The organism is Brevibacterium sediminis, from assembly GCF_024895295.1.
GTDB classification, from domain to species: Bacteria; Actinomycetota; Actinomycetes; order Actinomycetales; family Brevibacteriaceae; genus Brevibacterium; species Brevibacterium sediminis.
Map to the genome: position 1 here is coordinate 799,261 of NZ_JAHQRN010000001.1, position 25,560 is coordinate 824,820.

Consider the following 25,560-nt stretch of genomic DNA (forward strand, 5'->3'; position numbering starts at 1 on the left):
CCTCACCTCTGACTTCCCTCCGCCGCATCCAATGCGTCGGCTGCGGCGGCGGCACGCAGCACCGCTGCGGCCTTGTTCTCGGATTCCTGGTACTCGGTCTCGGGCACGGAGTCGGCGACGAGTCCGCCTCCGGCGTAGACGCTCATCGTGCCGTTCCGGAGCACCCCGGTGCGGATGGCGATGGCGAGGTCGAGGTCGCCGGTGAAGGACATATAGCCGACCACTCCCCCGTAGATTCCGCGTCCGACGGGTTCGAGTTCGTCGATGATCTGCAGCGCCCGGGGTTTGGGCGCACCCGACAGCGTGCCGGCGGGGAACGTCGCCCGCAGCACATCGATGGCGGTGGTTCCGGGTTCGAGTTCGCCGCGCACGGTCGAGCTGATGTGCATGATGTGGCTGTAGCGGACGATGTCCATGAACTCGCTGACGTCGATGGTTCCGGCCGCGCAGACCTTCGCCAGGTCGTTGCGGGCGAGGTCGACGAGCATGAGGTGCTCGGCTCTCTCCTTCTCATCGGCCAGCAGTTCGCGGGCCAGTGAGTCATCGGCCTCCGGGGTCGCCCCGCGGGGACGGGACCCGGCGATCGGGTGGGTGACGACGTCGCCGGAGCGGACGGTGACGAGGGCTTCGGGTGAGGAGCCGATGATGCTCACCGGTTCCCCTCCGTCGTCATGGAGGTTGAGCAGGTACATGAAGGGGCTCGGGTTCGCATGCCGCAGCATCCGGTACACGCTCAGCGCATCGGCCTCGCACGGTGTGTCGAAGCGCTGGCCGATGACGACCTGGAAGATCTCACCGTCGACGATCTTCTGCTTCGCCGTCTCCACACCGTCGAGGTACACCTGTGGCTGGGTGCGGGTGGACACCTCGGGGTCGGCCTTCCGGGGGCGCAGGACATCTGCCGGGCTGGGCTGCTGCAGACGCTCGCACATCGCGGCGATGCGGGCGACTCCCGAGGCGTGGGCGTCGTCGATGCCGGTATCGGCGCCGTTGACGTTGAATACGTTGGCCACGAGGGTGACCATTCCCGAATAGTGGTCGAAGACGGCGATGTCGCCGGGGATCATCAGCTGCACGGTCGGCAGGTGGTGTTCGTTGGGCCGCGGCGGCCCTAGCCTCTCGAAGCGACGGACGATGTCCCATCCGAAGTAGCCGACGAAGCTCGAGACCATGGGCGGCAGTTCCGATTCCGCTTCGGCCACGGCGAGGAGGTCGAGGGTGGCGGTGACCGCGTCGAGGACGTCGCCGTCGGTGGGGACGCCGACCGGAGGGGTGCCGGTCCAGTGGAATCCGTCTGCGGTCGAGATGAGGGTGGCCACGGGCGCCGAGCCGATGAAGGAGTACCTGGCCCAGGATCCGGCGACGGCGGATTCGAAGAGGAAGCTGCCCGGTCCGCCGTCGGTGAGTTTGCGGTAGAGGCTCAGCGGGGTCTCCGAGTCCGCGAGCACCTGGGTGTGGACCGGCACCAGGCGATGGTCGGCGCCGAGGGCGCGGAACTCGTCGAGGCTGGGTCGGATCGGCAGGTCGGTGGGGTTCGCCGCTGGGTCAGTCGACACTGATGGTCCTTCCGGTGAAGCAGGTCGGGGTGTTCGTATGGCAGGCGGGTCCGGTCTGGTCGACGAGCATGAGCAGGGCGTCGGCATCACAGTCGAGGCTGAGCGAGCGGACGTGCTGGACATGACCCGAGGTCTCCCCTTTCACCCAGTATTCCTGCCGGGATCGGGACCAGTAGGTGGCCCGCTTCGTCTCCAGTGTGCGGGAGACGGCTTCGACGTCCATCCACGCGAGCATGAGCACCTCTGCGCTCGTGGCCTCTTGGACGATGACAGGGATGAGCCCGTCATCGTTCGTTCGGATGATCTCCCGCCAGTTCTCCGGAGTCGCGTCGATGTCGCTGCTCATCGGACGTCGATTCCCTCCGCGCGCAGGGCGTCCTTGACCTCGGCGATGCTCAGGGTGCCGAAGTGGAAGACGCTGGCAGCCAACAGGGCGTCGGCTCCGGCTTCCACTGCCGGAGCGAAGTGTTCGACCTTTCCGGCGCCGCCTGAGGCGATGAGCGGTACGTCGACGGCGGCGCGGGCGGCGCGGATGAGTTCGAGGTCGAACCCCTCACGTGTGCCATCGGCGTCGATGGAGTTGAGCAGGATCTCGCCGACCCCGCGGTCGGCGGCTTCCCGGATCCAGTCGATGGCGCAGCGGCCGGTGCCTTCGCGGCCGCCGCGAGTGGTGACCTCGAAGCCGGATTCCGTGCTCGCGCCCTGTGCGCGCCGTGCGTCGAGGGAGAGGACGAGGACCTGGTTGCCGAAGTGTCGGGAGATCTCGCTGATGAGTTCCGGGTTCTTCACCGCCGAGGTGTTGACCGAGACCTTGTCGGCTCCGTCGCGCAGCAGCCGGTCGACGTCGGCGACGCTGCGGATCCCTCCGCCGACGGTGAGCGGGATGAAGACCTCTTCGGCGCAGGCGCGGACGACGTCGTGGACGGTCTCCCGGTCACCGCTGCTGGCCGTGACGTCGAGGAAAGTGAGTTCGTCGGCTCCGGACTCGCCGTAGCGGCGGGCGAGCTCGACGGGGTCGCCGGCGTCCCTGAGGTCGGCGAACTTCACTCCCTTGACGACGCGTCCGCCGTCCACGTCCAGACAGGGGATGACTCTGACAGCTACCACGCAGTCCTCCTAGATTCCCAGGCCCCGGTAGCGATCCATTCGGCGGGCCAGCCGCCTGGCCGAAGGTTCGCGCATGAGCGAGATGAGTTCGTATTCGAGTGTCTCACCGACCCTGGCGACGAAGTCGAGCGGTTCGTCGCTGGCGTCGGAATGTTCGGCGATGATTCGGTCGACGACTCCGTTGGCCTGCAGCATGGGAGCGTGCACGCCCTGGCTCTGAGCCATCTCGGCGGCTCTCTCGGTCGTGCGGTGCACGATCGCCGAGGCGCCTTCGGGCGGCAGAGGCGAGAGCCAGCCGTGTTCGGCGCTGAGCACCCGATCGGTCGGGATGAGGGCCAGTGCTCCGCCCCCGGACCCTTCACCGAGGATGAGCGAGACGGACGGAGCGTCGAGGTTGGCGAGGTCGGCGAGGCTGCGGGCGATCTCGCCGGCGATGCCGCCTTCTTCGGCTTCCTTCGACAGAGCGGCGCCGGGGGTGTCGATGACGGTCACGAGCGGCAGGTGCAGCTCCGCGGCCAATCGCATTCCGCGTCTGGCCTCACGCAGGGCCGCCGGGCCCATCGGTTCGCGGGAGTCCTGCCGGAATCGGTCCTGGCCGAGGACGATGCACGGTGCGGAACCGAACTTCGCCAGGGCCAGCAGCAGTCCGGGGTCCTTCTCCCCTTCGCCGGTGCCGTTGAGCGGCAGCACGGTGTTCGCTGCGGTGCGCAGCAGATCACGGACCCCGGGACGTTCGGGGCGACGCGAGCTGGTGATCGCGGCCCAGGCATCGGAGTTCGGGTCGACGCTGTCCGGGGCCGTGTCCGGGTCCGGCACCGAGCTGGGAACCTCCTTGGCGCCCATGAGCACGTCGAGGACGCGGGAGACCGTACCGGCGATGCGTTCGGGTCCGATGACGGCGTCGACGATGCCCATCTTGTGCAGGTTCTCCCCGGTCTGCACGTTCTCCGGAAACTTCTCTCCGTAGATGGCCTCGAATACTCGAGGGCCCAGGAATCCGATGAGGGATCCGGGTTCGGCCACGGTGACGTGCCCCAGCGATCCCCAGGAGGCGAAGACTCCTCCGGTGGTGGGATGGCGCAGGTAGACGAGGTAGGGCAGTCCGGCCTTGCGATGGGCGATGACGGCGTTCGTGATCTTCACCATCGACAGGAAGGCGATGGTGCCCTCCTGCATGCGGGTGCCGCCCGAGGCGGGACCGGCCAGCAGGGGCAGCCCTTCGAGGGTCGCACGTTCGATGGCATCGACGAGGCGTTCGGCCGCGGCCACGCCGATCGACCCGGCGAGGAAGCGGAATTCGCCGGCGATCACGGCCACGCGACGGCCGGCGATGGTGCCTTCGCCGGTGATGATGGATTCGTCGACTCCGGACTTCTGCGCCGCGGCTTCGAGTTCAGCAGCGTAGGCGTCAGAGATCCCGCCGGCGGGCTGGACGGGAGTGGTGTCCCAGGACAGATAGGATCCTTCGTCGAGGACGATGTCGACGAGCTCGAGTGCGTTGAGACGCGTCATGGCGATTCCGTTCAGTTTCCGTCGGCGAGCCACGCCACGATGGATTCCGCGTCTTCGTCGAGCAGCGGCGGGGCATCGTGAGCGGTGCGGGTGGTTTCGACCTCACCGGAGGAATCGGCGTCGAAGAAGCGCAGCGGCGGTCCGGGCAGGTCGATGTCGCCGAGCACGGGGTGGTCGACGGAGACCTTGAGTCCCTGGCTGAGTGCCTGCTCCCACTGGTAGACCTCGGGCAGGGTGCGCACCGTGCCGGACGGGATTCCCGCCTCGGTGAGCCTGTTCAGCAGATCGGCTGCGTCGTAGGCAGAGAAGCGGTCTTCGATGAGTTCGATGACGGCGGCGCGGTTGTCCACGCGCTCGGAGTTGACGGCCATGCCCTCGGTGGCGGGATCGATGTCGAAGGCAGTGCAGAACTTCTGCCACAGGTTCTCGTTGCCCACGGAGATCTGCACGGCGCCGTCGCGGCAGTTGAAGAGTCCGTAGGGCGACAGCGAAGGGTGGTGGTTGCCGCCGGGCTGCGGTTCCTGACCGGCGACCGTGGCCCGGGTGCCCTGGAAGGCGTGGACGCCGACCATTCCCGCGATGAGCGAGGTGCGCACGACCTTGCCCTTGCCGGTGCGTTCGCGTTCGAGCAGGGCCGCCAGCACGCCGTATGAGCCGTAGATTCCGGCCAGCAGGTCAGCGATCGGCACGCCCACGCGCTGCATATCATCGGGTCCCGAGCCGGTCAGCGACATCAGCCCGGCTTCGCCCTGGGCGATCTGGTCATAGCCGGCGCGGGAGGCTTCCGGACCGTCGTGGCCGAATCCGGTGATGGACAGGATGACCAGGCGCGGGTTGATCTCCATGCAGCGGGCGGTGGAGAAGCCGAGTCGGTCGAGGACACCGGAGCGGAAGTTCTCGATGAGAACATCGGCGCGTGCGATGAGTCCGGTCAGGGTGTCCTTGCCCGTGTCGGATTTGAGATCGAGGGCGATGGATTCCTTGTTGCGGTTGCACGAGAAGAAGTAGGTGGCCTGAGGATTGTCCGCAGGCCCGACGAAGGGAGGTCCCCACGACCGCGAATCATCGCCCTTGCCGGGGTTCTCGACCTTGATCACCCGCGCGCCGAGATCGCCGAACATCATTCCCGCATGAGGGCCGGCCAGGGCACGAGAGAGATCGACGACGGTGTATCCGGTCAGGGGGCCTGCCTCGGGTGTCTCGTTCGCCATTCCTAATCCTCCTTGAAGTGGGTGCGTCTCTTGATGAGCATACGCAATCGTGCGACCTCCGCATGGGCGCGGCGACCGTCTGCATGCTGGATCGCCATCACCGCGCAGGTGGTGCCGTCCGTGAGGTCCAACAGGGGCCACGGATCATCGCCCTCGGGTGAGAACGTCACACCGAGGATCTGTCCCCAGTCGAGCCGACGGGTGCGCACCATGTTCTTGACCACCAGACCGTCCTCGGTGGGCCGGGCCTGGATATCGGAGATGCGCAGCAGGGCGGCTCCGAAGAGAATGCCCAGCAGGTTCATCCATATCATGTCGAGCACTGTCCACGGTTCCCAGTCCACGACGAACAGCGCCACGGACAGGACCGCGAACCCAGCGGTCACGGCAACGGCACCGACGATGCTGACGACGCGCACCTGTCGGGGCCGGAACACGGCCAGATCAGATTCGGCAGGCGCCAATGTTCGTCACCAGAATCGCACGCGCCCCGACTCCGTAGAGCCGGTCCATGACGTTGTTGACTTCCTTCGCTTCGACCATGACGCGCACAGCGACCCACCCGGTCTCCTGCAGCGGGGACACGGTCGGGGATTCGAGCCCCGGGGTCAGCGAGATCGCCTCGGGAACCAGGCGCTGTTCGATGTTGTAGTCGACGAGCACATACTGGCGGGCGACCATGACCGATTCGAGGCGGCGTTTGAGCACGCCGATGCGGGATTCGGCTCCGGCGCGCTGGATGAGCACACCTTCTGATTCGAGCAGCGGCTCGCCGAAGGTTTCGAGTCCCGCGGCGCGCAGCGTGGAGCCGGTCTCGACGACATCGGCGATGGCGTCGGCGACTCCGAGCTGGATGGAGACCTCGATCGCCCCGTCGAGCTGCACCGTGGTTGCCGCGATTCCGCGTCGCTGCAGGTCGGCATCCACGAGGTTCGGGAAGCTCGTGGCGATGCGGGCACCGGCCAGCTGCTCGGCCGAGGTGAACGAGCCGGCGGTGCCGGCGTAGAAGAAGCGCGAGGCACCGAATCCGAGTCCGAGCACCTCTTCGGCTTCGGCCTGTGACTCCAGCAGCAGGTCACGGCCGGTGATTCCGGCGTCGAGGATTCCGGAGCCGACGTAGATGGCGATGTCGCGGGGACGCAGGTAGAAGAATTCGACTCCGTTGACCTCGTCCTGATGGACCAGGGTCTTGGTTCCGCGTCGAGTGGAGTATCCGGCCTCGCTGAGCATGTCGGAGGCGGCTTCGGACAGTGCGCCCTTGTTGGGCACGGCTACACGCAGCATGGGGTCCCTTTGGAGTTCGATGGCGTCGGGTCGGTCAGGTTCGTGGGAGGGTCTTACAGGTGGGTGTTGACGTCGTCGAGGGTCAGTCCCTTGGCGATCATCATCACCTGTACGTGGTAGAGCAGCTGCGAGATCTCCTCGGCGAGCTCTTCCTTGGTTTCGTATTCGGCGGCCATCCATACTTCGGCGGCCTCTTCCACGACCTTCTTGCCGATCGCATGGACTCCGGCGTCGAGTTCGGCCACGGTCTTCGAACCGGTGGGGCGATCGAGGGATTTCTGCTGGAGTTCGGCGTAGAGAGTCTCAAAGGTCTTCACTTCTCCAGCCTAATGCATCTGCATCGGCCGCAGCATTCGGGGTCTCATGTTCTAGAACGCGGCGGGCCGGGTCTCACTGGTGCTGCCGGCGGCTGACCTCAGTCCTCGGGGTCGCGGCCGATGTCGGTGGCCGGACGGTGAGGCGCAGAGATCGTCTGGCGTGACCGTTTCGACCAGTCGATGAGTCCGAGGATGACCATGACGAGGAAGAACAGGTACACGGCTCCGGAGAAGACGAGTCCGCCGGAGATCGCCAGCGGGATGCCGACGAGGTCGACGGCGAGCCAGACGAACCAGAATTCGACGATGGCTCGGCCCTGGGCGTACATGGCCACGATCGAACCGATGAAGATATAGGCGTCGGGGCAGGGGTTCCAGGACCATCCGCCCAGGGCGAGGACCCAGCCGAAGACTCCGGTGCCGATGACGAGAGCTGCGAGCAGGATCGCCCGTTCCTTCCAGCTCGCCCAGCGGACGAGGACTTCACCGGCGGCGGCCTTGGACTTCTTCCATTGCGTCCATCCCCAGACCGCGGCGACGATGATGACGACCTGCCGAGAGGCATTGCCGCCGAGGCCGGCGGAGAGGCTTGCGGAGAAGAGGAGGATGGAGCCGAGGATCTGCACCGGCCAGGACAGGATGTTCCGGCGCAGCGCCAGGACGACCGTGGCCAGCGCACAGATGTTGCCGAACAGGTCGGAGTACGGCACAGGCTTTCCCAGCAGTTCGAATGCCGGGGTGTTCAACCAGTCGAACAGGTCCATCGCAGGCTCTCTTCAGGTGTGGGCCGTAAGCATAGTTCGGCCCGGTTCGGTCAGTGGGTGTGTGCGGCGGCGAGGGTGCGCAGTTCGCTGATGGCGGCTGCCGCATCGTCGGCTCCGTAGACGGCGGAGCCGGCGACGAGGACGTCGGCGCCGGCGTCGACGACACGGTCGATCGTCGCCGCGGAGACTCCCCCGTCGACCTGCAGCTTGATCTCGAGTCCGGAAGCAGAGATCGCTTCGCGGGTCCGCGTGATCTTCGGCAGGCACACGTCGAGGAACTTCTGACCGCCGAATCCGGGTTCGACAGTCATGATGAGGATCTGGTCGAATTCGCCGAGGAGGTCGATGAAGGGTTCGATCGGGGTGGCCGGTTTGAGGGCGAGGCTGGCCTTGGCCCCGAGACGGCGCAGTTCCCGGGCGAGACGGACGGGGGCGGCAGCCGCCTCGGCGTGGAAGGTCACCGAGGCGCAGCCGATCTCCGCGTACACGGGAGCGTTGCGGTCGGCGTCGGCGATCATGAGGTGGGCGTCGAGCGGGATCGGTGAGATCGCCTGGATGCGTTCGACGACGGGCGGGCCGAAGGTGAGGTTCGGCACGAAATGGTTGTCCATGACGTCGATATGGGCCATATCGGCGGTGCTGATCTTCGTAAGCTCACCGCGCAGATCGGAGAAGTCCGAGGACAGGATGGAGGGGTTGATGTCGATCGACATGGGTCATTTCGCCTTTCGCAGGAGAGCCAGGAACATTCCGTCGCTGTTGTGGACATGGGGCCAGAGCTGGGCGTATCGCCCGCCTTCCCGGGTCACCGACGCGAACGACTCCGCCTCGGTGCCGGTGATCGCCGACAGCGCGGCCGGGGTGTCGAGGACCTCGATGTCCGCGCTTCCCGACTTGGCTCGCAGGCGCAGAACCTCGTCGACGATGAGCACGGTTTCGGCGTAGTGCGGTGAGCACGTCGAGTAGGCGACCACTCCCCCGGGCGCGCAGGCATCGAGGGCAGCGGCGAGCAGTTCGCGCTGCAGTCCGGTCAGGGAGGTGATGTCTTCGGGCCGTCTGCGGTAGCGGGCTTCGGGGCGGCGGCGCAGGGCACCGAGTCCGGAGCAGGGTACGTCGACGAGGATCTTCGAGTAGGGTCCGCGGGCGTCGCGTCCGTCGCGGACGGCGGCGATGACGTTGGTCAGCGCCTTGGTGGAGTCGCGGACGAGGTCGACACGGTGCTCGCTGGAGTCGAAGGCCTCCAATGTCGTCGATTCGCCGGCGGCTCTGGCTGCGAGGACGGCGGCCTTGCCGCCGGGTCCGGCGCACAGGTCGGCCCAGGTTCCGGTGGGTGCGTCGATATCGGCCAAAGCGAGGGCCACAAGCGCGGAACCTTCGTCCTGGACGCGGGCACGTCCGTCGGCCACAGCTGCCACGTCCCGGGGAACCGCGGTCTCCAGGGTGACGCCGATCGGTGACAGCGGGGTGGGTTCCCCCGGCAGTTCGGTGCGGTCGATGAGTCCGGGCAGGGCGGTCACTCCGACCTTTGCGGGTGCGTTGTCGGCTTCGAGGAGAGCTTCGAGCTCGGCGGCGTCGCGGCCATGTCCCTTGAGCGCCTGGTTCAATGCCCGGACGACCCATTCGGGATGGGAGTGTTCGATCGCCAGTCGGGTGGTCTCGTCGGCCTCGGCGGTGACGCGGTCGAGCCACTCAGTGGGTTCGGCTTCCGAGATACGGCGGAGCACGGCATTGACGAATCCGACGGTCTTCGCCGCCGATCGTTTGACCACGGCCACGGTTTCGGACAGTGCAGCATGGTTGGGCACCCGCATCGACAGCAGCTGGTGGGCGCCGAGCCGCATTGCGGCCAGGGGTTCGGGATCGATCTTGTCGACGGCTCGGGACGAGGCGATTTCGATGACCGCATCGTAGAACTTCTGCCGACGCAGGGTTCCGTAGGTGAGCTCGGTGGTGAAGGCAGCGTCCTGAGCGCCCATATGGGTGCGGGAGAGTTTGGCCGGCAGCAGCAGGTTCGCGTAGGCGTCTTTCGTCGCCACGTCGAGGAGGACTTCCCAGGCGATGCGCCGCGGCAGGTTCTTACCCACTCGTTCGCCCTGCGATGCTCCGCGGTCCTGACGTGGGCGGTCGCGACCCTGACGTCCGTGATCGCTGCGTCCGCGGCCGTGGCCGGCGCGTCGGTCGGTGTCTCGGGGGCCGCCTCGGCGGTCTCTGCCTGCTGACTCAGCCATGGCTCTTATGCTTGCCTCTCGGTATAGGGGTCGAAGGTCACGTCTCCGCGGCCGCGCAGGAAGTCGGCCGTGGCCATCCGGGCCTTGCCGAAGGGCTGGATCTGCTCGACCCGGACCCAGCCGTCACCGCAGCGCAGCACCGGTTGCTGCTGCCAGGTGGTCAATTCGCCGACGGCCCCAGGTGTTGTCACTTCGGATGCGGGTGAGAGTCCGAAGAGCTTCGTCCTCTTTCCGTCGAGTTCCACCCATGGTCCCGGTGCGGGACTGGTTCCGCGGGCCCTGTCGATGACCCGGGCGGCCGGAGCGGACAGGTCGAGGTGGGCGTCGGTGACGGTGATCTTCTCCGCATGGCTGGACTCGCCGGTCTGCGGGGTCGGGGCGGCGGTGCCGGCGGCGAGATCGTCGAAGGCGGCGACGAGTTCGGGTGCCCCGCGGCGTGCATAGTCCTCAAGAGCCTCGGCGACGTCCGCGTGGTCGAGCGGCAGTTCGAGTCGGCGCAGCACGGGGCCGGTGTCCATGCCCTCGTCGATGCGGAACACACTGATCCCACTCGTGGTCTCACCGCCGATGAGTGCGCGTTGGACGGGGGCGGCTCCGCGGTAGGCCGGCAGCAGTGAGAAATGGAGGTTGAACCAGCCGAGTCGGGCGGTGGCCAGTGCGGCGGGTCCGGCGATGGCGCCGAAGGCGACGACGGCGACGGCGTCGACATCGAGTGCCTGCAGCTGTGAGATGACATCGCCGCGCAGACGACCGGCTTCGATGACGGGCAGTCCGAGTTCGAGAGCGCGGGTCTTCACCGGTGACGGGGTGAGGACTCTCTTCCGTCCGACGGGCGCATCAGGTCGGGTGAGCACCGCACGGATGCGGTGGCTAGATTCGGCAAAGGCCTCGAGGGCGGGAACTGCGACATCAGGGGTGCCGGCGAAGACGATATCCACGACTTGGATTCTACTGGTTCGCCGCGCCGTCACAGCGACCGGGGATCGTCGATGCGCACACGCACCTGCCGTTGCTTCTTGGCGGACCGGGAGGCAATGATCTCGGCCGCTCTCGTTCCGACGCGGTCTCCGGCGGAGAACGGGTAGGCGCTGACGCTGCGCTGTCCGTCCTCGGCGTCCTCACGCAGGAGTTCCTCGACCTCGCCGATCTGTTCGAGCACCTCGTCGATGTCGGCGCCTGCTCCCGTGAGTTCGAGGATCCGTCGGTAGGGCGGGAAGCCGAGTGCCTTCCGGTCGCTCAGCTGTCGTGACATGAAGGTCGTGGGGTCGAAGGCGGTCAGGGTCTGCCGGATGAGTTCGTCTTCGTCGCCGAGGTAGACGGCTCCTCCGTCATCGCGGGAACGCACGAGTGAGGCGGCTCGCAGTCGACGTGCCACACTTTCGTCGATCGAGCGCATCCAGGGCCCCGGCCATAGCGAGTCCAAGAGGATCGCCGCGGCGTAACCGCCGAGCACATAGGGTTCGGCTCCGGTGGTGGCGACCACGAGTCGCGGGGTCTCGTCGAGGGCAGTGGAGATGTGGTCGCCTCCGGATTCGACGATCTCGATATCGGGCAGCGCCCGGGCAAGTTCTTCGACGGTGCGGGCCCGGCCGCGCACGATCGATCGCACACGGTTCGACCGGCAGCGCAGGCAGCTGAACGTCTCCGAGTGGAAGCCGCAGGACCGGCAGGCGAAGGGACCGACTTCCGACTGTGTGGTCAGCGTCGCCTGACATTGCGGGCAGCGGGCGACTTCCTGGCAGCGGGCACAGGCGAAGACAGGATAGTAGCCGGAGCGCGGCACCTGCACGAGCACCGGACCGGGCACTCCGCCGTCCCGGGGACGCGGACGCAGCGCCGTTCGCATGATCTGCCAGGCGCGGCTGGGAATGCGCTGCCAGGCGAAGGGGTCCCGGTCCTCATCGGGGACGAAGACGACGGGGGCGGCATGCCGCCTGGCGGGTCCGACCGGTGTGACGTCGGCCAGCCAGCCGATCTCGACGAGGCGCTGCACTTCGGCGCTGCGGTCGGTGGAGACGAAGAGCAGCTCGGTGTCCTCGATCGTCGACCGCAGCAGGCAGACCTCTCGGGCGTGCGGGTACGGGGCGTGCTGATCGAGGTAGTTGAGGTTCGCGTCATCGGTGCAGATGATGAGTCCGAGGTCCGCGACGGGGGCGAAGGCCGCCGCCCGCGTGCCGATCGTGATCCGCGTGTGTCCGAGCAGCCCGCGCAGCCAGGCCTGCCACCGCAGCTCCGGTGACTGGTCGGCACTGAGCACCGAGACCTCCGCGATCCCAGCGTGGGTGAGAGTCGAATGGAGCACGGCGAGTTCACGATGATCGGGCACAAGCCAGAGCACGGACCGGCCGGCTTCGAGACTCGCCCGTGCGGCATCGAGGCCGGCACGGATCCAGCTGAGACCCGGCGTCGGCCCGGGTGTGCACGCCACGGCTCTGCGCCGAGGCGGGCCCGAGACGTTGTCGACCGTGGGTTCCGTCCCCGCTGCGAGAACCCATTCGCCGAGGCGGCCGAGCAGCTGCGGATCATCCGCCGGCCCGTCGTTCGGTCCGGTCGCTGGGTCCGCGGCGTCCGCATCGGCCTGTGCGGCCGACTGACCCGCCTTCTCCGCCTTGAGCACTGCTTTCTCGCCACGGGCATGACGCGGTGGGATGGCCAGGCGCAGCACATCGGCGAGGGTGCCGCCGTAGCGACGGGCGACGGCTTCGCTCAAGGCGAGCAGATCCGCACTCAGCACCTGAATGGGACCGCTGATGCGTTGGATCGTCGCCAGCGGACCGAAGTGGTCCGAGCTCTCGACACGTTCGAGCAGATAGCCGTCGCGCAGCTTTCCGGCGAACTTCACCCGCACCCGCACTCCGGGCAGGGCAGCCTCGGCGAGCTTCTCCGGCACCGCGTAGTCGAAGGTCCGCGCCAGGTGCGGGACGGGATGGTCGATGAGCACTCGGGCGACCGGTTCGATCGGGGCCAGGGGAACCTGGCCCTCGGCCGAGGTACCGGTGTCGATCGGGAGGGGTTCGTCCACGCCGACGGCAGACTAGCTGGAGGACACGGCGCGCAGCAGATCCTCGGCGCGGTCCGTGACCTCCCAGGTGAAATCGGGCAGCTCACGGCCGAAGTGGCCGTAGGTCGAGGTCTGCGAGTAGATCGGGCGCAGCAGGTCGAGTTCCTGGATGATCATCGCAGGGCGGAGGTCGAAGACCTCGCGGATGGCAGCCGAGATGGCCGCCGGGTCCGCCTTCTCCGTACCGAAGGTCTCGACGTAGAGCCCCATCGGATCGACTCGGCCGATCGCATAGGACACCTGCACCTCGGCACGGTCTGCCAGACCGGCGGCGACGACGTTCTTCGCCACCCAGCGCATAGCGTAGGCCGCCGAACGGTCGACCTTCGATGGGTCCTTGCCGGAGAACGCACCGCCACCGTGACGGGAGAACCCGCCGTAGGTGTCGACGATGATCTTCCGTCCGGTCAGACCGGCATCGCCCATCGGCCCGCCCGTCACGAAGGGGCCGGCAGGGTTGATGTGGATGTTCGCGCCCGAGGTGTCGAGACCGGAATCGGCGATCACCGGATCGATGACGAGTTCCTTGATCTCCGTGTGCAGCTGAGACTGGCTGGTCTCCGCCGAGTGCTGGGTGGAGACGACGACGTTCTCGATCGACACTGCCTCATCGCCGTCATAGCCCAGCGTCAGCTGGGTCTTCCCATCGGGGCGCAGGTAGTCGAGCCGACCGGACTTGCGCACCGCGGAGAGCTGCTCGGCCATCCGGGAGGCCAAGTGGATGGGCAGCGGCATGAGCACATCGGTGGAGTTGTCGGCATAGCCGAACATCAGTCCCTGATCTCCGGCGCCGAGGCTGGTGCCGTGGTCGGAGGATTCGACGGCCTCGCGGAAGTCCAGCGGATTCGTCACACCGGAGTGGATGTCCGTGGACTGGCTTCCGATGGACACTGAGACTCCGCAGGAGTGTCCGTCGAAGCCGGTGTCCGAGGAGTCGTAGCCGATGCCCGTGATGAGGCTGCGCACGATTCCGGCGACGTCGGCGTAGGCGGCCGTATTCACCTCACCGGCGACGTGGACGAGGCCGGTGGTGACCATGGTCTCCACGGCCACTTTGGCGTTGGGGTCCTGCCGGAGCAGGTCGTCGAGCACCGCATCGCTGATCTGGTCGCAGATCTTGTCGGGATGTCCCTCGGTGACGGACTCGGATGAGAAGAAACGCAGATTTGTGTGTGTCACGTTGTCGATTCTACGTGGGTGATTTGGTCGGAGACGGCCGCGATGACCTTTTGTGAAACATGGTCCTTCGACCCGTGGAATTCCTCACCGACGACGATCTCGCCGCGGTCGGCGGAGATGATCTGGACCATGGTCTTATCGTGGCCGAAGGCGCGGTCGTCGGAGACGTCGTTGAATACGAGAAGGTCGACGCCCTTGCGCTGGAACTTGGCTCGAGCGTAGTCGAGGGCTGCGGTGGCGGCGTCCCCGGTCTCGGCGGCGAATCCGACGATGATCTGATGGCGGAGGCTGGACTGACGGCTGCGCTCGTCGACGAGTCCGCGGAGGATGTCCGGGTTCTGCACGAGACGCAGAGTCAGACCGTCGTCTCCGGACTTCTTCATCTTCGAGTCCGTCGTCTCGGCCGGCCGGTAGTCGGCGACGGCAGCGGCCATGATGATGGCATCAGCCCACACCTGGGCCGAATGCATCGCCGACTGCAGCTCAAGAGTGGATTCGACCGGAGTGATCGTGATGCCCGCAGGCAGTCCCGTCAGCAGACCGGTGTCGATGTTCGCGGCGACGAGTTCGACTGATGCGCCCGCGGCATGGGCGGCCTTGGCCAGCGCGATGCCCTGTTTGCCTGAGGAGCGGTTGCCGAGGAAGCGCACGGGGTCGAGTGCTTCCCGCGTGCCGCCGGCGCTGATCACGATGCGACGACCGGACAGAGCACCGCTGGGGTAAGTGGACGCATCTGCCGAGTCGCCGGCGGTGCCGTCCTTGACCGAGAGCGCGAAGTCGACGATCGCTTCGGGTTCGGGCAGTCGTCCGGGACCGGAATCGGGGCCGGTGAGGCGTCCGACAGCAGGGTCGAGGACATGGACGCCGCGGGAGCGCAGGGTCGCGATGTTGGCGACTGTGGCGGGGTTGAGCCACATCTCCGTGTGCATGGCCGGGGCCACGACCACCTCGGCGGTGGTGGTGAGCACGGAGGCGGTGAGCAGATCATCGGCTCGTCCGGCGGCGATCTTCGCGATCAGATCGGCGGTCGCCGGGGCGATGATGACGAGTTCGGCTTCCTGTCCGATGCGCACGTGATTGACGGTGTCGATCTCGTCGAAGACATCGGTGGTCACGGTCTGGCCGGACAGTGCCTCGAGAGTGGGGGCACCGATGAATTTCAGTGCGTTGGCCGTCGGAACGACCTTGACGCTGTGGTCGAGTTCCCGGAGTCGCCGGATGATGTGTGCCGCTTTGTAGGCGGCGATCCCACCGGCGACGCCGAGTACGATTCTCACTGGTCGCTGAAGTCGATCGCGCCGTCGTTGCTCACAGGAGCGGTGGCTTCGGCCTCGGGTGCGGCCTGGATGAAGTCGGCTTCGGAGACCTCGCGGGCGACGATCTTCGACTCGTTGACCTCACGCAGAGCGATCGACAGAGGCTTCTCGTTGGTGCCCGGCGTGACGAGCGGACCGACGTTCTCGAGCAGTCCCTCCTGCAGCTGGGCGTAGTACGAGTTGATCTGACGGGCGCGCTTTGCCGCGATCGAGACCAGTTCGTACTTCGAACCGGTGACGTTGAGCAGATCGTCGATCGGAGGGTTGGTGATGCCTTCAGGCTGTGCGGGCAAGGAGATTCCCATCTAATCGGAAGTGGATATACCCATCAATGATAGGAGTTCTTCGGCCGCAGTGCGAACGTGGTCGTTCACAATGGTCACGTCGAACTCCGATTCGGCGGCCAATTCGCGTTTCGCGGTGGCCAGTCGTCGTTCCTGCTCCTCCTCCGTTTCGGTGCCTCGACCGGTCAGTCGGGAGACGAGTTCGTCCCAGCTGGGCGGGGCGAGGAAGACGAAGCGGGCATCGGGCATCTTCTCTTTGACTTGGCGGGCTCCCTGCAGATCGATCTCCAGCAGCGCGGGAATCCCCTGGTCGAGCTTCTCCTCCACCGGGGCCGAAGGCGTGCCGTAGCGGTGGCGTCCGTGGACGACGGCGTATTCGAGCAGGCGATCCTCGGCGATGAGGGTGTCGAAGGCGTCGTCGGTGAGGAAGTGATAATGGACACCATCGATCTCACCGGGGCGTCTGGGTCGGGTCGTGGCCGACACGGAGAACCAGACCTCGGGGTGGTTCTGCCGAATATAGGTGCTGATGGTGCCTTTTCCGACGGCGGTCGGACCCGCGAGGACGGTGAGTCGATTATTCACAGATCTGAGGTTGTCACACTCAGGAATATTTCTCCAACAGGGCGGACTTCTGGTGGACGCCCAGACCTTTGATCCGACGGGAGGTGGCGATGCCGACCTCTTCCATGGCGGCTTCGGCGCGCCGGTCGCCGACTCCGGGCAGAGCTCTGAGCAGATCGAGCACACGCATCTTCGCCAGTGCTTCGTCGTCTGCTGCCTTCTTGAGCACGGCCGCGAGATCGGTATCGCCGGTCTTCAGCGCCGACTTCACTTCGGCTCGTGCCTGACGTGCCTTGAACGCTTTGTCCAACGCAGCGGAACGCTGTTGCGGGGTCAACGGTTCGAGTGCCACTTTGTCTCCTCTGTCACCATGAACGGGCAGGTAGGGAAGTTGTCTCAGTCTAAGACAAAATCCCTGCCGAGAGGCGATATGAGCAGAAATTTGTGTCGTGGCGAGCCGGAATCCGCCCGTCGACGGAACACCGAAACCGGTGTTCGGACCGCCCCCGCGATCCGAACACCGCTGTTCAGTCGGTGACCGTCAGCGCACGATTGAGCGCGGCGGCGGTTTCGGCCAGACCGTCGGGTCCGGCACCGAGCACCGCCCGGGAGGCGGTGGCGAGCACCTGTCCCGATTCCAGCGCCCGGCCGCCGAAGACCGCCCGCAGCTCGGTCAGGCCCGCACCCTGTGCACCGACGCCCGGAGCGAGGATCGGTCCCCCGCAGTCACTGGGATCGAAACCCAGATCGCGCGCTGCGGTGCCGATGGTCGCGCCGACGACGAGTCCGAAGGGACCGAGCTCGTCGGGTGTCCCCAGTGCCTGAGCATTGCGCTGCCGGACTCGGGACACGATCGATCCGGCCACCGATTCGCGGTCTCTCACGGCATGCTGGACTTCTGCCCCTTCCGGATTCGAGGTCAGTGCCAGGACGAACACGCCCTTGCCGTGAGCGGCAGCGAGTTCGAAGGCCGGCTCCAGAGCGCCGAATCCGAGGTAGGGCGAGACCGTGATCGAGTCCGCGGCCAGCGCCGAGGCGGGGTCGAGGTAGGCCTTCGCGTAGGCACCCATGGTCGACCCGATGTCACCGCGTTTGATGTCGAGGACGGTGAGCAGTCCGGCGTCCCTGGCCGCGGCCAGTGTCTCTTCGAGAGCAGCGACTCCGGCGGAGCCGTACTGTTCGAAGAACGCGGACTGCGGTTTGACGGCGGCCACCGAGCCCTTGAGCTCGGAGACCGTGCGGAGGGCGAACTCCCGTACGCCTGCGGCGCTGGCGGGCAGCCCCCAGGAGGCGAGAAGATGCTCGTGCGGGTCGATGCCCACACACAGCGGCCCGTGCTCGTCCATGGCGGCTGCCAGTCGGGCGCCGAACATCAGGCGTTCCAATCCTGCAGGCTGCGCACGTCGAACTTCGAGTCGCGGATGACCTCGAGGGAGGTCACGGCGGCGGCGAATTCGGCCAGCGTCGTGATCAGCGGCACGGAGTTCGCGGTCGCCGCGGCTCGGATCTCATAGCCGTCGGCGCGTTCCTGCCGACCCGACGGCACGTTGATGACCATGTCGATGGTGCCCGCGGTGAGGTAGTCGATGACCGTGCGGTCTTCGGCATCGGCCTCGAAGTGCTTGTGCACCTGTGTGGTCTTGATTCCGTAGCGGGAGAGCACGGCCGCGGTGCCGGTGGTCGCGACGACGTCGAAGCCCATATCGACGAGCTCCTTGACCGGCAGCACCATGGCGCGCTTGTCCCGATCGGCCACCGACACGAACACGGTGCCCGAGGTCGGCAGCTTCACAGATGCCCCGAGCAGTCCCTTCGCGAAGGCGGTCGGGAAGTTGTGGTCGATGCCCATGACCTCACCGGTCGAGCGCATCTCGGGGCCAAGGATCGAGTCGATGATCTTGCCTTCGACGGTGGTGAACCGTCGGAACGGCAGGACTGCCTCCTTGACGGCGATCGGATGGTCGAGCGGCAGGGTCGAGCCGTCGCCGGCCGCTGCCAGCAGATCTCCGCGCAGATCCTCGATCTTGCGGCCCACGGCGATGAGAGCCGCGGCCTTGGCCAGCTGGGTTGACGTCGCCTTCGAGACGAAGGGCACGGTCCGCGAGGCACGGGGGTTGGCTTCGATGACGTGGAGGACATCCGCGGCGATGGCGAACTGGATGTTGAGCAGTCCGCGTACGCCCACACCTTCGGCGATGGCCTTCGTGCCCTGGCGGACGCGCTCGAGCACGTCCTCACCCAGAGTCAGCGAGGGCAGTACGCAGGCGGAGTCACCGGAGTGGATTCCGGCCTCCTCGATGTGCTCCATGATTCCGCCGATGTAGACCTCGTTGCCGTCGTAGAGGGCGTCGACGTCGATCTCGATGGCGTCTTCGAGGAACCGGTCGACGAGGACCGGACGGTCGGTCGAGATCTCCGTGGCGCTGGCCATATAGTCGAGCAGCTGGGTGCGATCGTAGACGATCTGCATTCCGCGTCCGCCGAGGACATAGGAGGGCCGCACGAGCACCGGGTAGCCGATGTTCTCCGCGATCGCTGCGGCTTCCGCTGCGGTCACTGCGGTGCCGTGCTTGGGGGCAGTGAGACCGGCCCTCTCCAGCACGGCTCCGAACTCTCCGCGGTCCTCGGCCAGATCGATGGCTTCGGGCTGGGTGCCGAGCACCGGCACACCCGCGGCCTTGAGCTTGTCGGCCAGGCCCAGCGGGGTCTGTCCACCGAGAGTGCACACGACGCCGAGGACCTCGCCGGCGGCGAGTTCGGCGTGGTAGACCTCCATGACGTCTTCGAACGTCAGGGGTTCGAAGTACAGGCGATCGGCGGTGTCGTAGTCCGTCGACACGGTCTCCGGGTTGCAGTTGACCATGATCGTCTCGTAGTCGGCCGACCCGATCGCCATGGTCGCGTGCACGCACGAGTAGTCGAACTCGATGCCCTGGCCGATGCGGTTCGGTCCCGAGCCGAGGATGATCACTGCCGGGCGTTCGCGCGGCATGACCTCGGTCTCGGAGTCGTAGCTCGAGTAGTGGTAGGGAGTCTTCGCTTCGAATTCTCCGGCGCAGGTGTCGACCGTCTTGAACACCGGGCGCACGCGCAGTGCATGGCGGATGCCGGTGACGACGCTCGTGTCGAGGCTGCGCAGTCCCGCGATCTGCTCGTCGGAGAAACCGTGGTTCTTCGCGACCCGCAGGACCTGCTCGTCCAGTTCGTCGGCGTCGCGGACATAGGCGGCCACCTCGTTGATGAGCTGGATCTGGTCGAGGTACCAGGGATCGATCTCGCAGGCGTCGAAGACCTCTTCGGCGCTCAGGCCGGCGGCGAGTCCGCGCTGGACCGAGTGGATGCGGTCGGCAGTGGCGTGCGAGATCGCTTCGAGGACGGATTCGCGGACGTCGTCGTCGGAGACGTCGGGCAGGTCGGTCCAGCTGAACGCGGAGTCCTTCTGCTCGAGTGAACGCATCGCCTTCTGCAGCGCGGTGGTGAAATTGCGGCCCAGGGCCATGACCTCACCGACGGATTTCATCGTCGTCGTCAGGGTCGGATCCGCGGCCGGGAACTTCTCGAAGGTGAAGCGCGGGATCTTCACGACCACATAGTCCAGGGTCGGTTCGAAGCTGGCCGGAGTGACCTTCGTGATGTCGTTGGGGATCTCGTCGAGCGAGTAGCCGACGGCGAGCTTCGCGGCCATCTTCGCGATCGGGAAGCCGGTGGCCTTCGATGCCAGCGCCGAAGACCGGGAGACGCGTGGGTTCATCTCGATGGTGATGATGCGTCCGGTCCTGGGGTCGACGGCGAACTGGATGTTGCAGCCGCCGGTGTCCACGCCGACGGCCCGGATGATGGCGATGCCGATATCGCGCATCGACTGGTATTCCCGGTCGGTCAGCGTCAGGGCCGGGGCCACTGTGATCGAGTCACCGGTGTGCACGCCGACGGGGTCGACGTTTTCGATCGAGCACACGACGACGACGTTGTCCTTGTTGTCGCGCATGAGCTCGAGCTCGTATTCCTTCCACCCGAGGATCGATTCCTCGAGCAGCACCTCGTGGGTGATGGAATCGGACAGGCCGGCGCCGGCGATGCGGCGCAGATCGGCTTCGTCATAGGCCATACCCGAGCCGAGGCCGCCCATGGTGAACGAGGGGCGGACGACGACCGGGTAGTTGAGCTCCTCGGCGGCGGCAAGGGCTTCGTCGAGGGTGTGGCAGATGGCGGATCTGGCCACTTCGGCGCCGCAGGCCTCGGCGATGTCTTTGAACTTCTGGCGGTCCTCGCCGCGCTGGATGGCGTCGACGTCGGCACCGATGAGTTCGACGCCGTACTTCTCGAGCACTCCGGCGTCGTGGAGGGCGATGGCCGCGTTGAGTGCGGTCTGTCCGCCCAGGGTGGGCAGGAGCGCGTCGGGGCGTTCCTTCTCGATGATCGTCTCGATGACGTCCGGATCGATCGGTTCGACGTAGGTGGCGTCGGCGATGTCCGGGTCGGTCATGATCGTCGCCGGGTTCGAATTGATGAGGATGACGCGCAGGCCCTCGGAGCGCAGCACGCGGCAGGCCTGGGTGCCGGAGTAGTCGAATTCGCAGGCCTGGCCGATGACGATGGGGCCGGAGCCGATGACAAGGACGGATTTGAGGTCGTGTCTCAATGGCATTGGGGGTTCTCTCCTTAGGCCTGGGCAGCCGAATCGGCCTGGGAAGCGGACATGAGGTCGACGAAGCGATCGAACAGGTAGCTCGAATCGTGCGGGCCGGCCGCAGCCTCGGGGTGGAATTGGACGGAGAAGGCGGGAATGTCGAGGCAGGCGAGTCCCTCGACGACGTCGTCGTTGAGGCACACATGGGAGACGGTCACCCGGCCGTAGTCGGCCTTGTGCGGGGCGGTGGTCTCGCCTGTCAGCGGAGCGTCGACGGCGAAGCCGTGGTTCTGCGAGGTGATCTCGACCTTCTCCGTGGTCCGGTCCATCACGGGCACGTTGATCCCGCGGTGGCCGAAGGGCAGCTTATAGGTGCCGAAGCCCAGGGCCCGACCGAGCAGCTGGTTGCCGAAGCAGATGCCGAAGAACGGGATTCGGGCGTCGAGCACGGCGCGCAGCAGTTCGACCTGGTCGTCTGCGGTGGCGGGGTCGCCGGGGCCGTTCGAGAAGAAGACTCCGTCGACGCCCAGGGCCCGGATCTCGTCGAAGCTGATCGTCGACGGCAGCAGGTGCACGTCGATTCCGCGTTCGCTCAGTCGTTCGGGGGTCATCGATTTGATGCCGAGGTCGACGGCGGCGACGCTGAAGCGCTTCTCCCCGCGGGCGGGGATGAGTCGGGGTTCGGTGATCGAGACCTCGTCGACGAGGTTGGCTCCGGCCATCTGCGGAGACGCCTGGACACGGGCGAGGAGTTCGGATTCGGGCGCCTCGGCGGCGGGTCCGGAGAAGATGCCCACGCGCATGGCTCCCTTGTCGCGCAGGTGGCGGGTCAGGGCTCGGGTGTCGACGTCGGAGATGCCGACGATCCCGGACTCGGTCAGCCAGTCGGCCAGGTCGCCTTCGGAGCGCCAGTTCGATGAGATCCGGGAGGCATCGCGGACGACGTAGCCGGCGGCCCAGATCTGGGCGGATTCGTCATCGGTGCGGTTGACTCCGGTGTTGCCGATGTGCGGAGCGGCCTGGATGATGATCTGTCGGTGGTAGGACGGGTCTGTCAGCGTCTCCTGGTAGCCGGACATGGCGGTGACGAACACGGCTTCACCGGTGGTTTCGCCGATGTGTCCGTAGGCGGATCCGTGGAAGGTCCGGCCGTCTTCGAGGACGAGGACGGCGGGGGTGGTGGAAAAGCTCATTGTGCCTCTTCGATCATTTCGCGGATGCGGTCGACGGTGGGGGTGGTGGATGCGGCGTAGCGGGCGCGGAAGCCCGTGTCGACGAGGGTGTCGCCCAGGTGCCAGGTGATGCGGATGATGCCTCCGCGTTCGACGAATTTCCCGATCATCCCGTTCGTGGTGTCCACGGAGACGATGTCGCGGCGCGGGATGAGGAAGTCCTCGCGTCCGGCAAGGTCCATGATCACTCCCCCGTCGGTGACGACGAGTTCCCCGGTGGTGCGGATGCCCAGGCCGTGGACGGCGACGCGTTCGAGCGGATGGCCGGCCTTCGTCGTCGACACATAGGAGCCTTCGACCGGCTCGCCCACGGCCTTGATGCCCATATGGGGCTTCGGCGGGGTGATGACCTCTGACTGGGCCCGTTTGCGTCGGCTCCATCCCCAGGCGATCGCGACGATCACGAGGAGGATGACTGCCGCGACGATGAGTGTGCCTATTGTTGTGTCCATGTTGCTCCTGCCGGGTGGGGTGTGGTGAGTGCCCCTGCGGCCAAGACCCGGTGGCCGTAGAAGAAGGTGTCGGTGACCTGCGCGGTGACTTCGACGCCGGCGAAGGGGTTGTTGCGTCCCTTTGTGGCGTGGTCGGCGGGTTCGATGCGGTGCGGTGCTGCCGGATCGACGAGGACGATGTTCGCACTCGCTCCGAGCTCGAGGCTGCCGTGCCCGGAGGCTCCGGTGATCCGGGCCGGAGCCGAGGACATCACGCGCGCCACATCGCCGAAGTCGAAGTCGTGGTCGGCCATGGCGGCGACGACGATCGACAGGGCGGATTCCATGCCGACCATGCCCATGGCCGCTGCGGTCCATTCGCTGCACTTGTGTTCGGCGGTGTGCGGGGCGTGGTCGGTGCCGACGACGTCGATCGTGCCGTCTGCCAGTGCAGCTCGGAGTGCCTGCACGTCGCGGTCGGTGCGCAGCGGCGGGTTGACCTTGTAGACGGGGTCGAACGTGCGCACGAGTTCGTCGGTGAGCATGAGATGGTGCGGTGTGACCTCGGCGGTGACGGCGATCCCCCGTGCCTTGGCCCAGCGGATGAGGTCGACGCTGCCGGCCGTGGAGACGTGGCAGATGTGGAGTCGGGACCCGACGTGTTCGGCCAGGAGCACATCGCGGGCGATGATCGACTCCTCGGCGACGGCTGGCCAGCCGGGCAGTCCGAGTTCGGCCGAGACCGTTCCCTCGTTCATCTGTGCGCCTTCGGTCAGGCGTGGTTCCTGTGCGTGCTGGGCGATGATCCCGTCGAAGGTCTTGACGTATTCGAGGGCGCGGCGCATGAGCAGCGGATCGGAGACGCAGATTCCGTCATCGGAGAACATCCGCACGCGAGCTCCGGAGCGCGCCATGGCTCCCAGCTCGGCGAGCTGCTTTCCCTCGAGTCCGGTGGTCACGGCGCCGACGGGTACGACTTCGGTGAATCCGGCGGCGCGGCCGAGGCGGTGAACCTGTTCGACGACGCCGGCGGTGTCGGCCACGGGCGCGGTGTTCGCCATGGCGTGAACGCAGGTGAACCCTCCCGAGGCGGCTGAGCGTGATCCGGTGAGCACGGTCTCGGCGTCTTCCTTGCCGGGTTCGCGCAGGTGGGTGTGCATGTCGACGAGTCCCGGCAGGGCCACGAGTCCTGCGGCGTCGACTGTTTCATAGTCGCTTGTGCTCAGCAGTTCGGGGTCGACGATGCGACCGTCCTGGATCGCGATATCGGCGACTCCGCGTCCGAGCACATCGGCACCGCGGATGAGGTAATCAGTCATTGGTCTCCTCCTGACCGGTCAGCAGACGGTAGAGGACCGCCATGCGCACGCTCACTCCGTTCTCGACTTGGTCGAGGACGAGGGCGCGGGGTGAGTCCGCTGCGGCAGCGGAGATTTCGAAGCCGCGGTTCATGGGCCCTGGGTGCATGATGAAGCTCGTCTCCGGCAGTTTGGCCAGACGAGCCGCGCTCAGTCCCCACAGGCGGGCGTATTCGCGTTCGTTGGGGAAGAAGGATTCGTGCATCCGCTCGTGTTGGACGCGCAGCATCATCACGGCTGCAAAGTCCTCGGCGCTCAGCGCCGAATCGAAGTCGTAGTGGATGGTCACCGGCCAGTTCGACACTCCCCAGGGCAGCAGGGTGGGTGGTGCGATGAGGTGGACGTCCGCGCCGAGGCGGGCGAGCAGGTGGACGTTCGACCGAGCCACTCGGGAGTGCAGGATGTCTCCGACGATGGCAACCTTCGCTCCGTCGAGTCCCTGACCGCGGGGTCCCCCTTGCACCGGCCCCGAGGCGGGGACTCCGGCGAGTGCCCGACGCAGGGTGAAAGCGTCGAGGAGCGCCTGGGTGGGGTGTTCGTGGGTGCCGTCGCCGGCGTTGACGACGGGGACGTCGATCCACCCGGTATGGGCGAGGCGGTGGGCGGTGCCCGCTCCGGAATGGCGGACGACGATGGCATCGGCGCCCATCGCCGAGATCGTCTGGATCGTGTCCTGGAGGCTCTCACCCTTCGACACGGAGGAGCCCTTGGCGGAGAAGTTGAGCACATCGGCCGAGAGCCGTTTGGCTGCGGCCTCGAAGGACAGTCGGGTGCGTGTGGAGTCCTCGAAGAACAGGTTGACCACTGTGCGTCCCCGCAGCACGGGGAGCTTCTTGACCTCGCGTTCGGAGACGAGAGTCATCTCCTCGGCGATATCGAGGATGCCGATGGCGTCGTCTCGGCTCAGCGATGCGGTGTCGAGCAGATGTTTCATTCGCGGCCTCCCGAGATGCTCACGGAGTCGTCTCCGTCGATTTCGGTCAGGGAGACGTTGACGCGTTCGCTGCTAGAGGTCGGAAGGTTCTTGCCGACATGGTCGGCACGGATCGGAAGGTCCCGGTGGCCGCGGTCGACGAGGACGGCGAGGCGGACCTTGGCGGGCCGACCGACATCGGCAAGGGCGTCGAGGGCGGCGCGGATGGTGCGTCCGGAGAAGAGCACATCGTCGACGAGGACGACGGTCTTCGCATCGATTCCCGCACTCGGGATGGTGGTGGGTTCGGGCGCCCGGTAGGAGCCGCCGCGCAGATCGTCACGGTACATGGTGATGTCGAGGCTGCCGGCGAGTTCGCCTGCGGTCTCGGGCCGGCCGGAGATGGAGGCGATCGCCTCGGCGAGTCGGTGGGCGAGCGGGACTCCGCGGCGCGGAATGCCCAGGAGGACGAGGTCGTCGCTGCCCTTGTTGGATTCGATGATCTCGTGCGCGATGCGGGTGATCGCCCGCGAGATATCGGGGGCGTCCAGCACTGTTCGCTGTGTCATATTTCCCCTTCTCCGCCTCTCTGGACGGTGGTTAAAGGAGTGGT

At 66.6% G+C, this 25,560-nt stretch carries 25 protein-coding genes; all 25 read right to left on the minus strand.

What is annotated here, in order from left to right; translation table 11 throughout:
* Positions 1–2: 2 nt before the first annotated feature.
* A complete protein-coding gene (gene trpE / locus KTJ89_RS03705; protein ID WP_374990247.1) occupies positions 3–1,643 on the minus strand; it encodes an anthranilate synthase component I in 1,641 nt (546 codons plus the stop codon).
* Positions 1,546–1,902, minus strand: a complete 357-nt coding sequence (gene hisI / locus KTJ89_RS03710; RefSeq protein WP_139467317.1) for a phosphoribosyl-AMP cyclohydrolase — start codon at positions 1,900–1,902, stop codon at positions 1,546–1,548. Before hisI ends, trpE begins: the two co-directional genes overlap by 98 nt.
* Positions 1,899–2,663 (minus strand): imidazole glycerol phosphate synthase subunit HisF, encoded by a 765-nt coding sequence (hisF, locus tag KTJ89_RS03715; protein WP_139467318.1) that lies wholly within the window; start codon positions 2,661–2,663, stop codon positions 1,899–1,901. Before hisF ends, hisI begins: the two co-directional genes overlap by 4 nt.
* 9 nt (positions 2,664–2,672) lie before the next feature.
* The gene (locus KTJ89_RS03720; protein WP_139467319.1) at positions 2,673–4,175 is read right to left on the minus strand and encodes a carboxyl transferase domain-containing protein; all 1,503 of its coding nucleotides are present in this window, start codon (positions 4,173–4,175) and stop codon (positions 2,673–2,675) included.
* Positions 4,176–4,186: 11 nt separating this feature from the next.
* Positions 4,187–5,386: a CaiB/BaiF CoA transferase family protein gene (locus tag KTJ89_RS03725; RefSeq protein WP_172169680.1), complete on the minus strand. Its 1,200-nt coding sequence runs from the start codon at positions 5,384–5,386 to the stop codon at positions 4,187–4,189.
* Between the two features lie 2 nt (positions 5,387–5,388).
* On the minus strand, positions 5,389–5,823 hold the full coding sequence (locus tag KTJ89_RS03730) for a PH domain-containing protein (protein WP_229663936.1): 435 nt from the start codon (positions 5,821–5,823) through the stop codon (positions 5,389–5,391).
* Between the two features lie 7 nt (positions 5,824–5,830).
* On the minus strand, positions 5,831–6,670 hold the full coding sequence (gene hisG / locus KTJ89_RS03735; protein WP_172169683.1) for an ATP phosphoribosyltransferase: 840 nt from the start codon (positions 6,668–6,670) through the stop codon (positions 5,831–5,833).
* A gap of 53 nt (positions 6,671–6,723) precedes the next feature.
* Entirely contained in the window at positions 6,724–6,987 is a 264-nt protein-coding gene (locus tag KTJ89_RS03740) for a phosphoribosyl-ATP diphosphatase (RefSeq protein ID WP_101544371.1), read from the minus strand.
* A gap of 98 nt (positions 6,988–7,085) precedes the next feature.
* Positions 7,086–7,751: a nicotinamide mononucleotide transporter family protein gene (locus tag KTJ89_RS03745; RefSeq protein WP_259356800.1), complete on the minus strand. Its 666-nt coding sequence runs from the start codon at positions 7,749–7,751 to the stop codon at positions 7,086–7,088.
* 50 nt (positions 7,752–7,801) lie between these two features.
* Positions 7,802–8,464 (minus strand): ribulose-phosphate 3-epimerase, encoded by a 663-nt coding sequence (gene rpe, locus KTJ89_RS03750; RefSeq protein WP_139467323.1) that lies wholly within the window; start codon positions 8,462–8,464, stop codon positions 7,802–7,804.
* A gap of 3 nt (positions 8,465–8,467) precedes the next feature.
* Positions 8,468–9,979: an RsmB/NOP family class I SAM-dependent RNA methyltransferase gene (locus KTJ89_RS03755; RefSeq protein WP_259356801.1), complete on the minus strand. Its 1,512-nt coding sequence runs from the start codon at positions 9,977–9,979 to the stop codon at positions 8,468–8,470.
* 5 nt (positions 9,980–9,984) lie between these two features.
* Positions 9,985–10,917, minus strand: a complete 933-nt coding sequence (locus KTJ89_RS03760) for a methionyl-tRNA formyltransferase (RefSeq protein ID WP_139908105.1) — start codon at positions 10,915–10,917, stop codon at positions 9,985–9,987.
* 29 nt (positions 10,918–10,946) lie between these two features.
* Positions 10,947–13,001, minus strand: coding sequence for a primosomal protein N' family DNA-binding protein (locus KTJ89_RS03765; RefSeq protein WP_259356802.1), 2,055 nt, complete (start codon positions 12,999–13,001; stop codon positions 10,947–10,949).
* A gap of 12 nt (positions 13,002–13,013) precedes the next feature.
* Positions 13,014–14,219, minus strand: coding sequence for a methionine adenosyltransferase (metK, locus tag KTJ89_RS03770; RefSeq protein WP_139467327.1), 1,206 nt, complete (start codon positions 14,217–14,219; stop codon positions 13,014–13,016).
* Positions 14,216–15,496 carry a bifunctional phosphopantothenoylcysteine decarboxylase/phosphopantothenate--cysteine ligase CoaBC gene (coaBC, locus tag KTJ89_RS03775; protein WP_259356803.1) on the minus strand — a complete coding sequence of 427 codons (1,281 nt, stop codon included), beginning with the start codon at positions 15,494–15,496 and terminating at the stop codon, positions 14,216–14,218. Before coaBC ends, metK begins: the two co-directional genes overlap by 4 nt.
* On the minus strand, positions 15,493–15,840 hold the full coding sequence (gene rpoZ, locus KTJ89_RS03780; protein WP_025777823.1) for a DNA-directed RNA polymerase subunit omega: 348 nt from the start codon (positions 15,838–15,840) through the stop codon (positions 15,493–15,495). Before rpoZ ends, coaBC begins: the two co-directional genes overlap by 4 nt.
* Positions 15,841–16,404, minus strand: coding sequence for a guanylate kinase (gmk, locus tag KTJ89_RS03785; protein ID WP_139467329.1), 564 nt, complete (start codon positions 16,402–16,404; stop codon positions 15,841–15,843).
* Between the two features lie 19 nt (positions 16,405–16,423).
* On the minus strand, positions 16,424–16,735 hold the full coding sequence (gene mihF / locus KTJ89_RS03790; protein WP_025777825.1) for an integration host factor, actinobacterial type: 312 nt from the start codon (positions 16,733–16,735) through the stop codon (positions 16,424–16,426).
* Between the two features lie 175 nt (positions 16,736–16,910).
* Complete coding sequence (gene pyrF / locus KTJ89_RS03795; protein WP_139467443.1) at positions 16,911–17,756, minus strand: orotidine-5'-phosphate decarboxylase; 846 nt, start codon at positions 17,754–17,756, stop codon at positions 16,911–16,913.
* On the minus strand, positions 17,756–21,031 hold the full coding sequence (gene carB, locus KTJ89_RS03800; RefSeq protein ID WP_259356804.1) for a carbamoyl-phosphate synthase large subunit: 3,276 nt from the start codon (positions 21,029–21,031) through the stop codon (positions 17,756–17,758). The genes pyrF and carB overlap by 1 nt, the downstream gene beginning before the upstream one ends.
* 14 nt (positions 21,032–21,045) lie before the next feature.
* A complete protein-coding gene (gene carA / locus KTJ89_RS03805) occupies positions 21,046–22,206 on the minus strand; it encodes a glutamine-hydrolyzing carbamoyl-phosphate synthase small subunit (protein WP_139467331.1) in 1,161 nt (386 codons plus the stop codon).
* Positions 22,203–22,697 (minus strand): PH-like domain-containing protein, encoded by a 495-nt coding sequence (locus KTJ89_RS03810; protein WP_259356805.1) that lies wholly within the window; start codon positions 22,695–22,697, stop codon positions 22,203–22,205. Before KTJ89_RS03810 ends, carA begins: the two co-directional genes overlap by 4 nt.
* Complete coding sequence (locus KTJ89_RS03815; protein WP_139467333.1) at positions 22,682–23,995, minus strand: dihydroorotase; 1,314 nt, start codon at positions 23,993–23,995, stop codon at positions 22,682–22,684. Before KTJ89_RS03815 ends, KTJ89_RS03810 begins: the two co-directional genes overlap by 16 nt.
* Positions 23,988–24,968: an aspartate carbamoyltransferase catalytic subunit gene (locus tag KTJ89_RS03820; RefSeq protein WP_139467334.1), complete on the minus strand. Its 981-nt coding sequence runs from the start codon at positions 24,966–24,968 to the stop codon at positions 23,988–23,990. The genes KTJ89_RS03815 and KTJ89_RS03820 overlap by 8 nt, the downstream gene beginning before the upstream one ends.
* Entirely contained in the window at positions 24,965–25,516 is a 552-nt protein-coding gene (pyrR, locus tag KTJ89_RS03825) for a bifunctional pyr operon transcriptional regulator/uracil phosphoribosyltransferase PyrR (protein ID WP_139467335.1), read from the minus strand. The genes KTJ89_RS03820 and pyrR overlap by 4 nt, the downstream gene beginning before the upstream one ends.
* Positions 25,517–25,560: the final 44 nt, after the last annotated feature.

Coding starts and splice junctions, on each gene's coding strand:
- KTJ89_RS03810 (WP_259356805.1), bottom strand. CDS start 22,697: ATGGACACAACAATAGGCACACTCATCGTCGCGGCAGTCATCCTCCTC.
- KTJ89_RS03815 (WP_139467333.1), bottom strand. CDS start 23,995: ATGACTGATTACCTCATCCGCGGTGCCGATGTGCTCGGACGCGGAGTC.
- hisI (WP_139467317.1), bottom strand. CDS start 1,902: ATGAGCAGCGACATCGACGCGACTCCGGAGAACTGGCGGGAGATCATC.
- carB (WP_259356804.1), bottom strand. CDS start 21,031: ATGCCATTGAGACACGACCTCAAATCCGTCCTTGTCATCGGCTCCGGC.
- rpe (WP_139467323.1), bottom strand. CDS start 8,464: ATGTCGATCGACATCAACCCCTCCATCCTGTCCTCGGACTTCTCCGAT.
- KTJ89_RS03720 (WP_139467319.1), bottom strand. CDS start 4,175: ATGACGCGTCTCAACGCACTCGAGCTCGTCGACATCGTCCTCGACGAA.
- pyrF (WP_139467443.1), bottom strand. CDS start 17,756: ATGTTCGGCGCCCGACTGGCAGCCGCCATGGACGAGCACGGGCCGCTG.
- pyrR (WP_139467335.1), bottom strand. CDS start 25,516: ATGACACAGCGAACAGTGCTGGACGCCCCCGATATCTCGCGGGCGATC.
- KTJ89_RS03820 (WP_139467334.1), bottom strand. CDS start 24,968: ATGAAACATCTGCTCGACACCGCATCGCTGAGCCGAGACGACGCCATC.
- KTJ89_RS03725 (WP_172169680.1), bottom strand. CDS start 5,386: ATGGCGAACGAGACACCCGAGGCAGGCCCCCTGACCGGATACACCGTC.
- carA (WP_139467331.1), bottom strand. CDS start 22,206: ATGAGCTTTTCCACCACCCCCGCCGTCCTCGTCCTCGAAGACGGCCGG.
- trpE (WP_374990247.1), bottom strand. CDS start 1,643: ATGCCGACGCCCTGCTCATGCTCGTCGACCAGACCGGACCCGCCTGCC.
- rpoZ (WP_025777823.1), bottom strand. CDS start 15,840: ATGGGAATCTCCTTGCCCGCACAGCCTGAAGGCATCACCAACCCTCCG.
- KTJ89_RS03745 (WP_259356800.1), bottom strand. CDS start 7,751: ATGGACCTGTTCGACTGGTTGAACACCCCGGCATTCGAACTGCTGGGA.
- hisG (WP_172169683.1), bottom strand. CDS start 6,670: ATGCTGCGTGTAGCCGTGCCCAACAAGGGCGCACTGTCCGAAGCCGCC.
- KTJ89_RS03755 (WP_259356801.1), bottom strand. CDS start 9,979: ATGGCTGAGTCAGCAGGCAGAGACCGCCGAGGCGGCCCCCGAGACACC.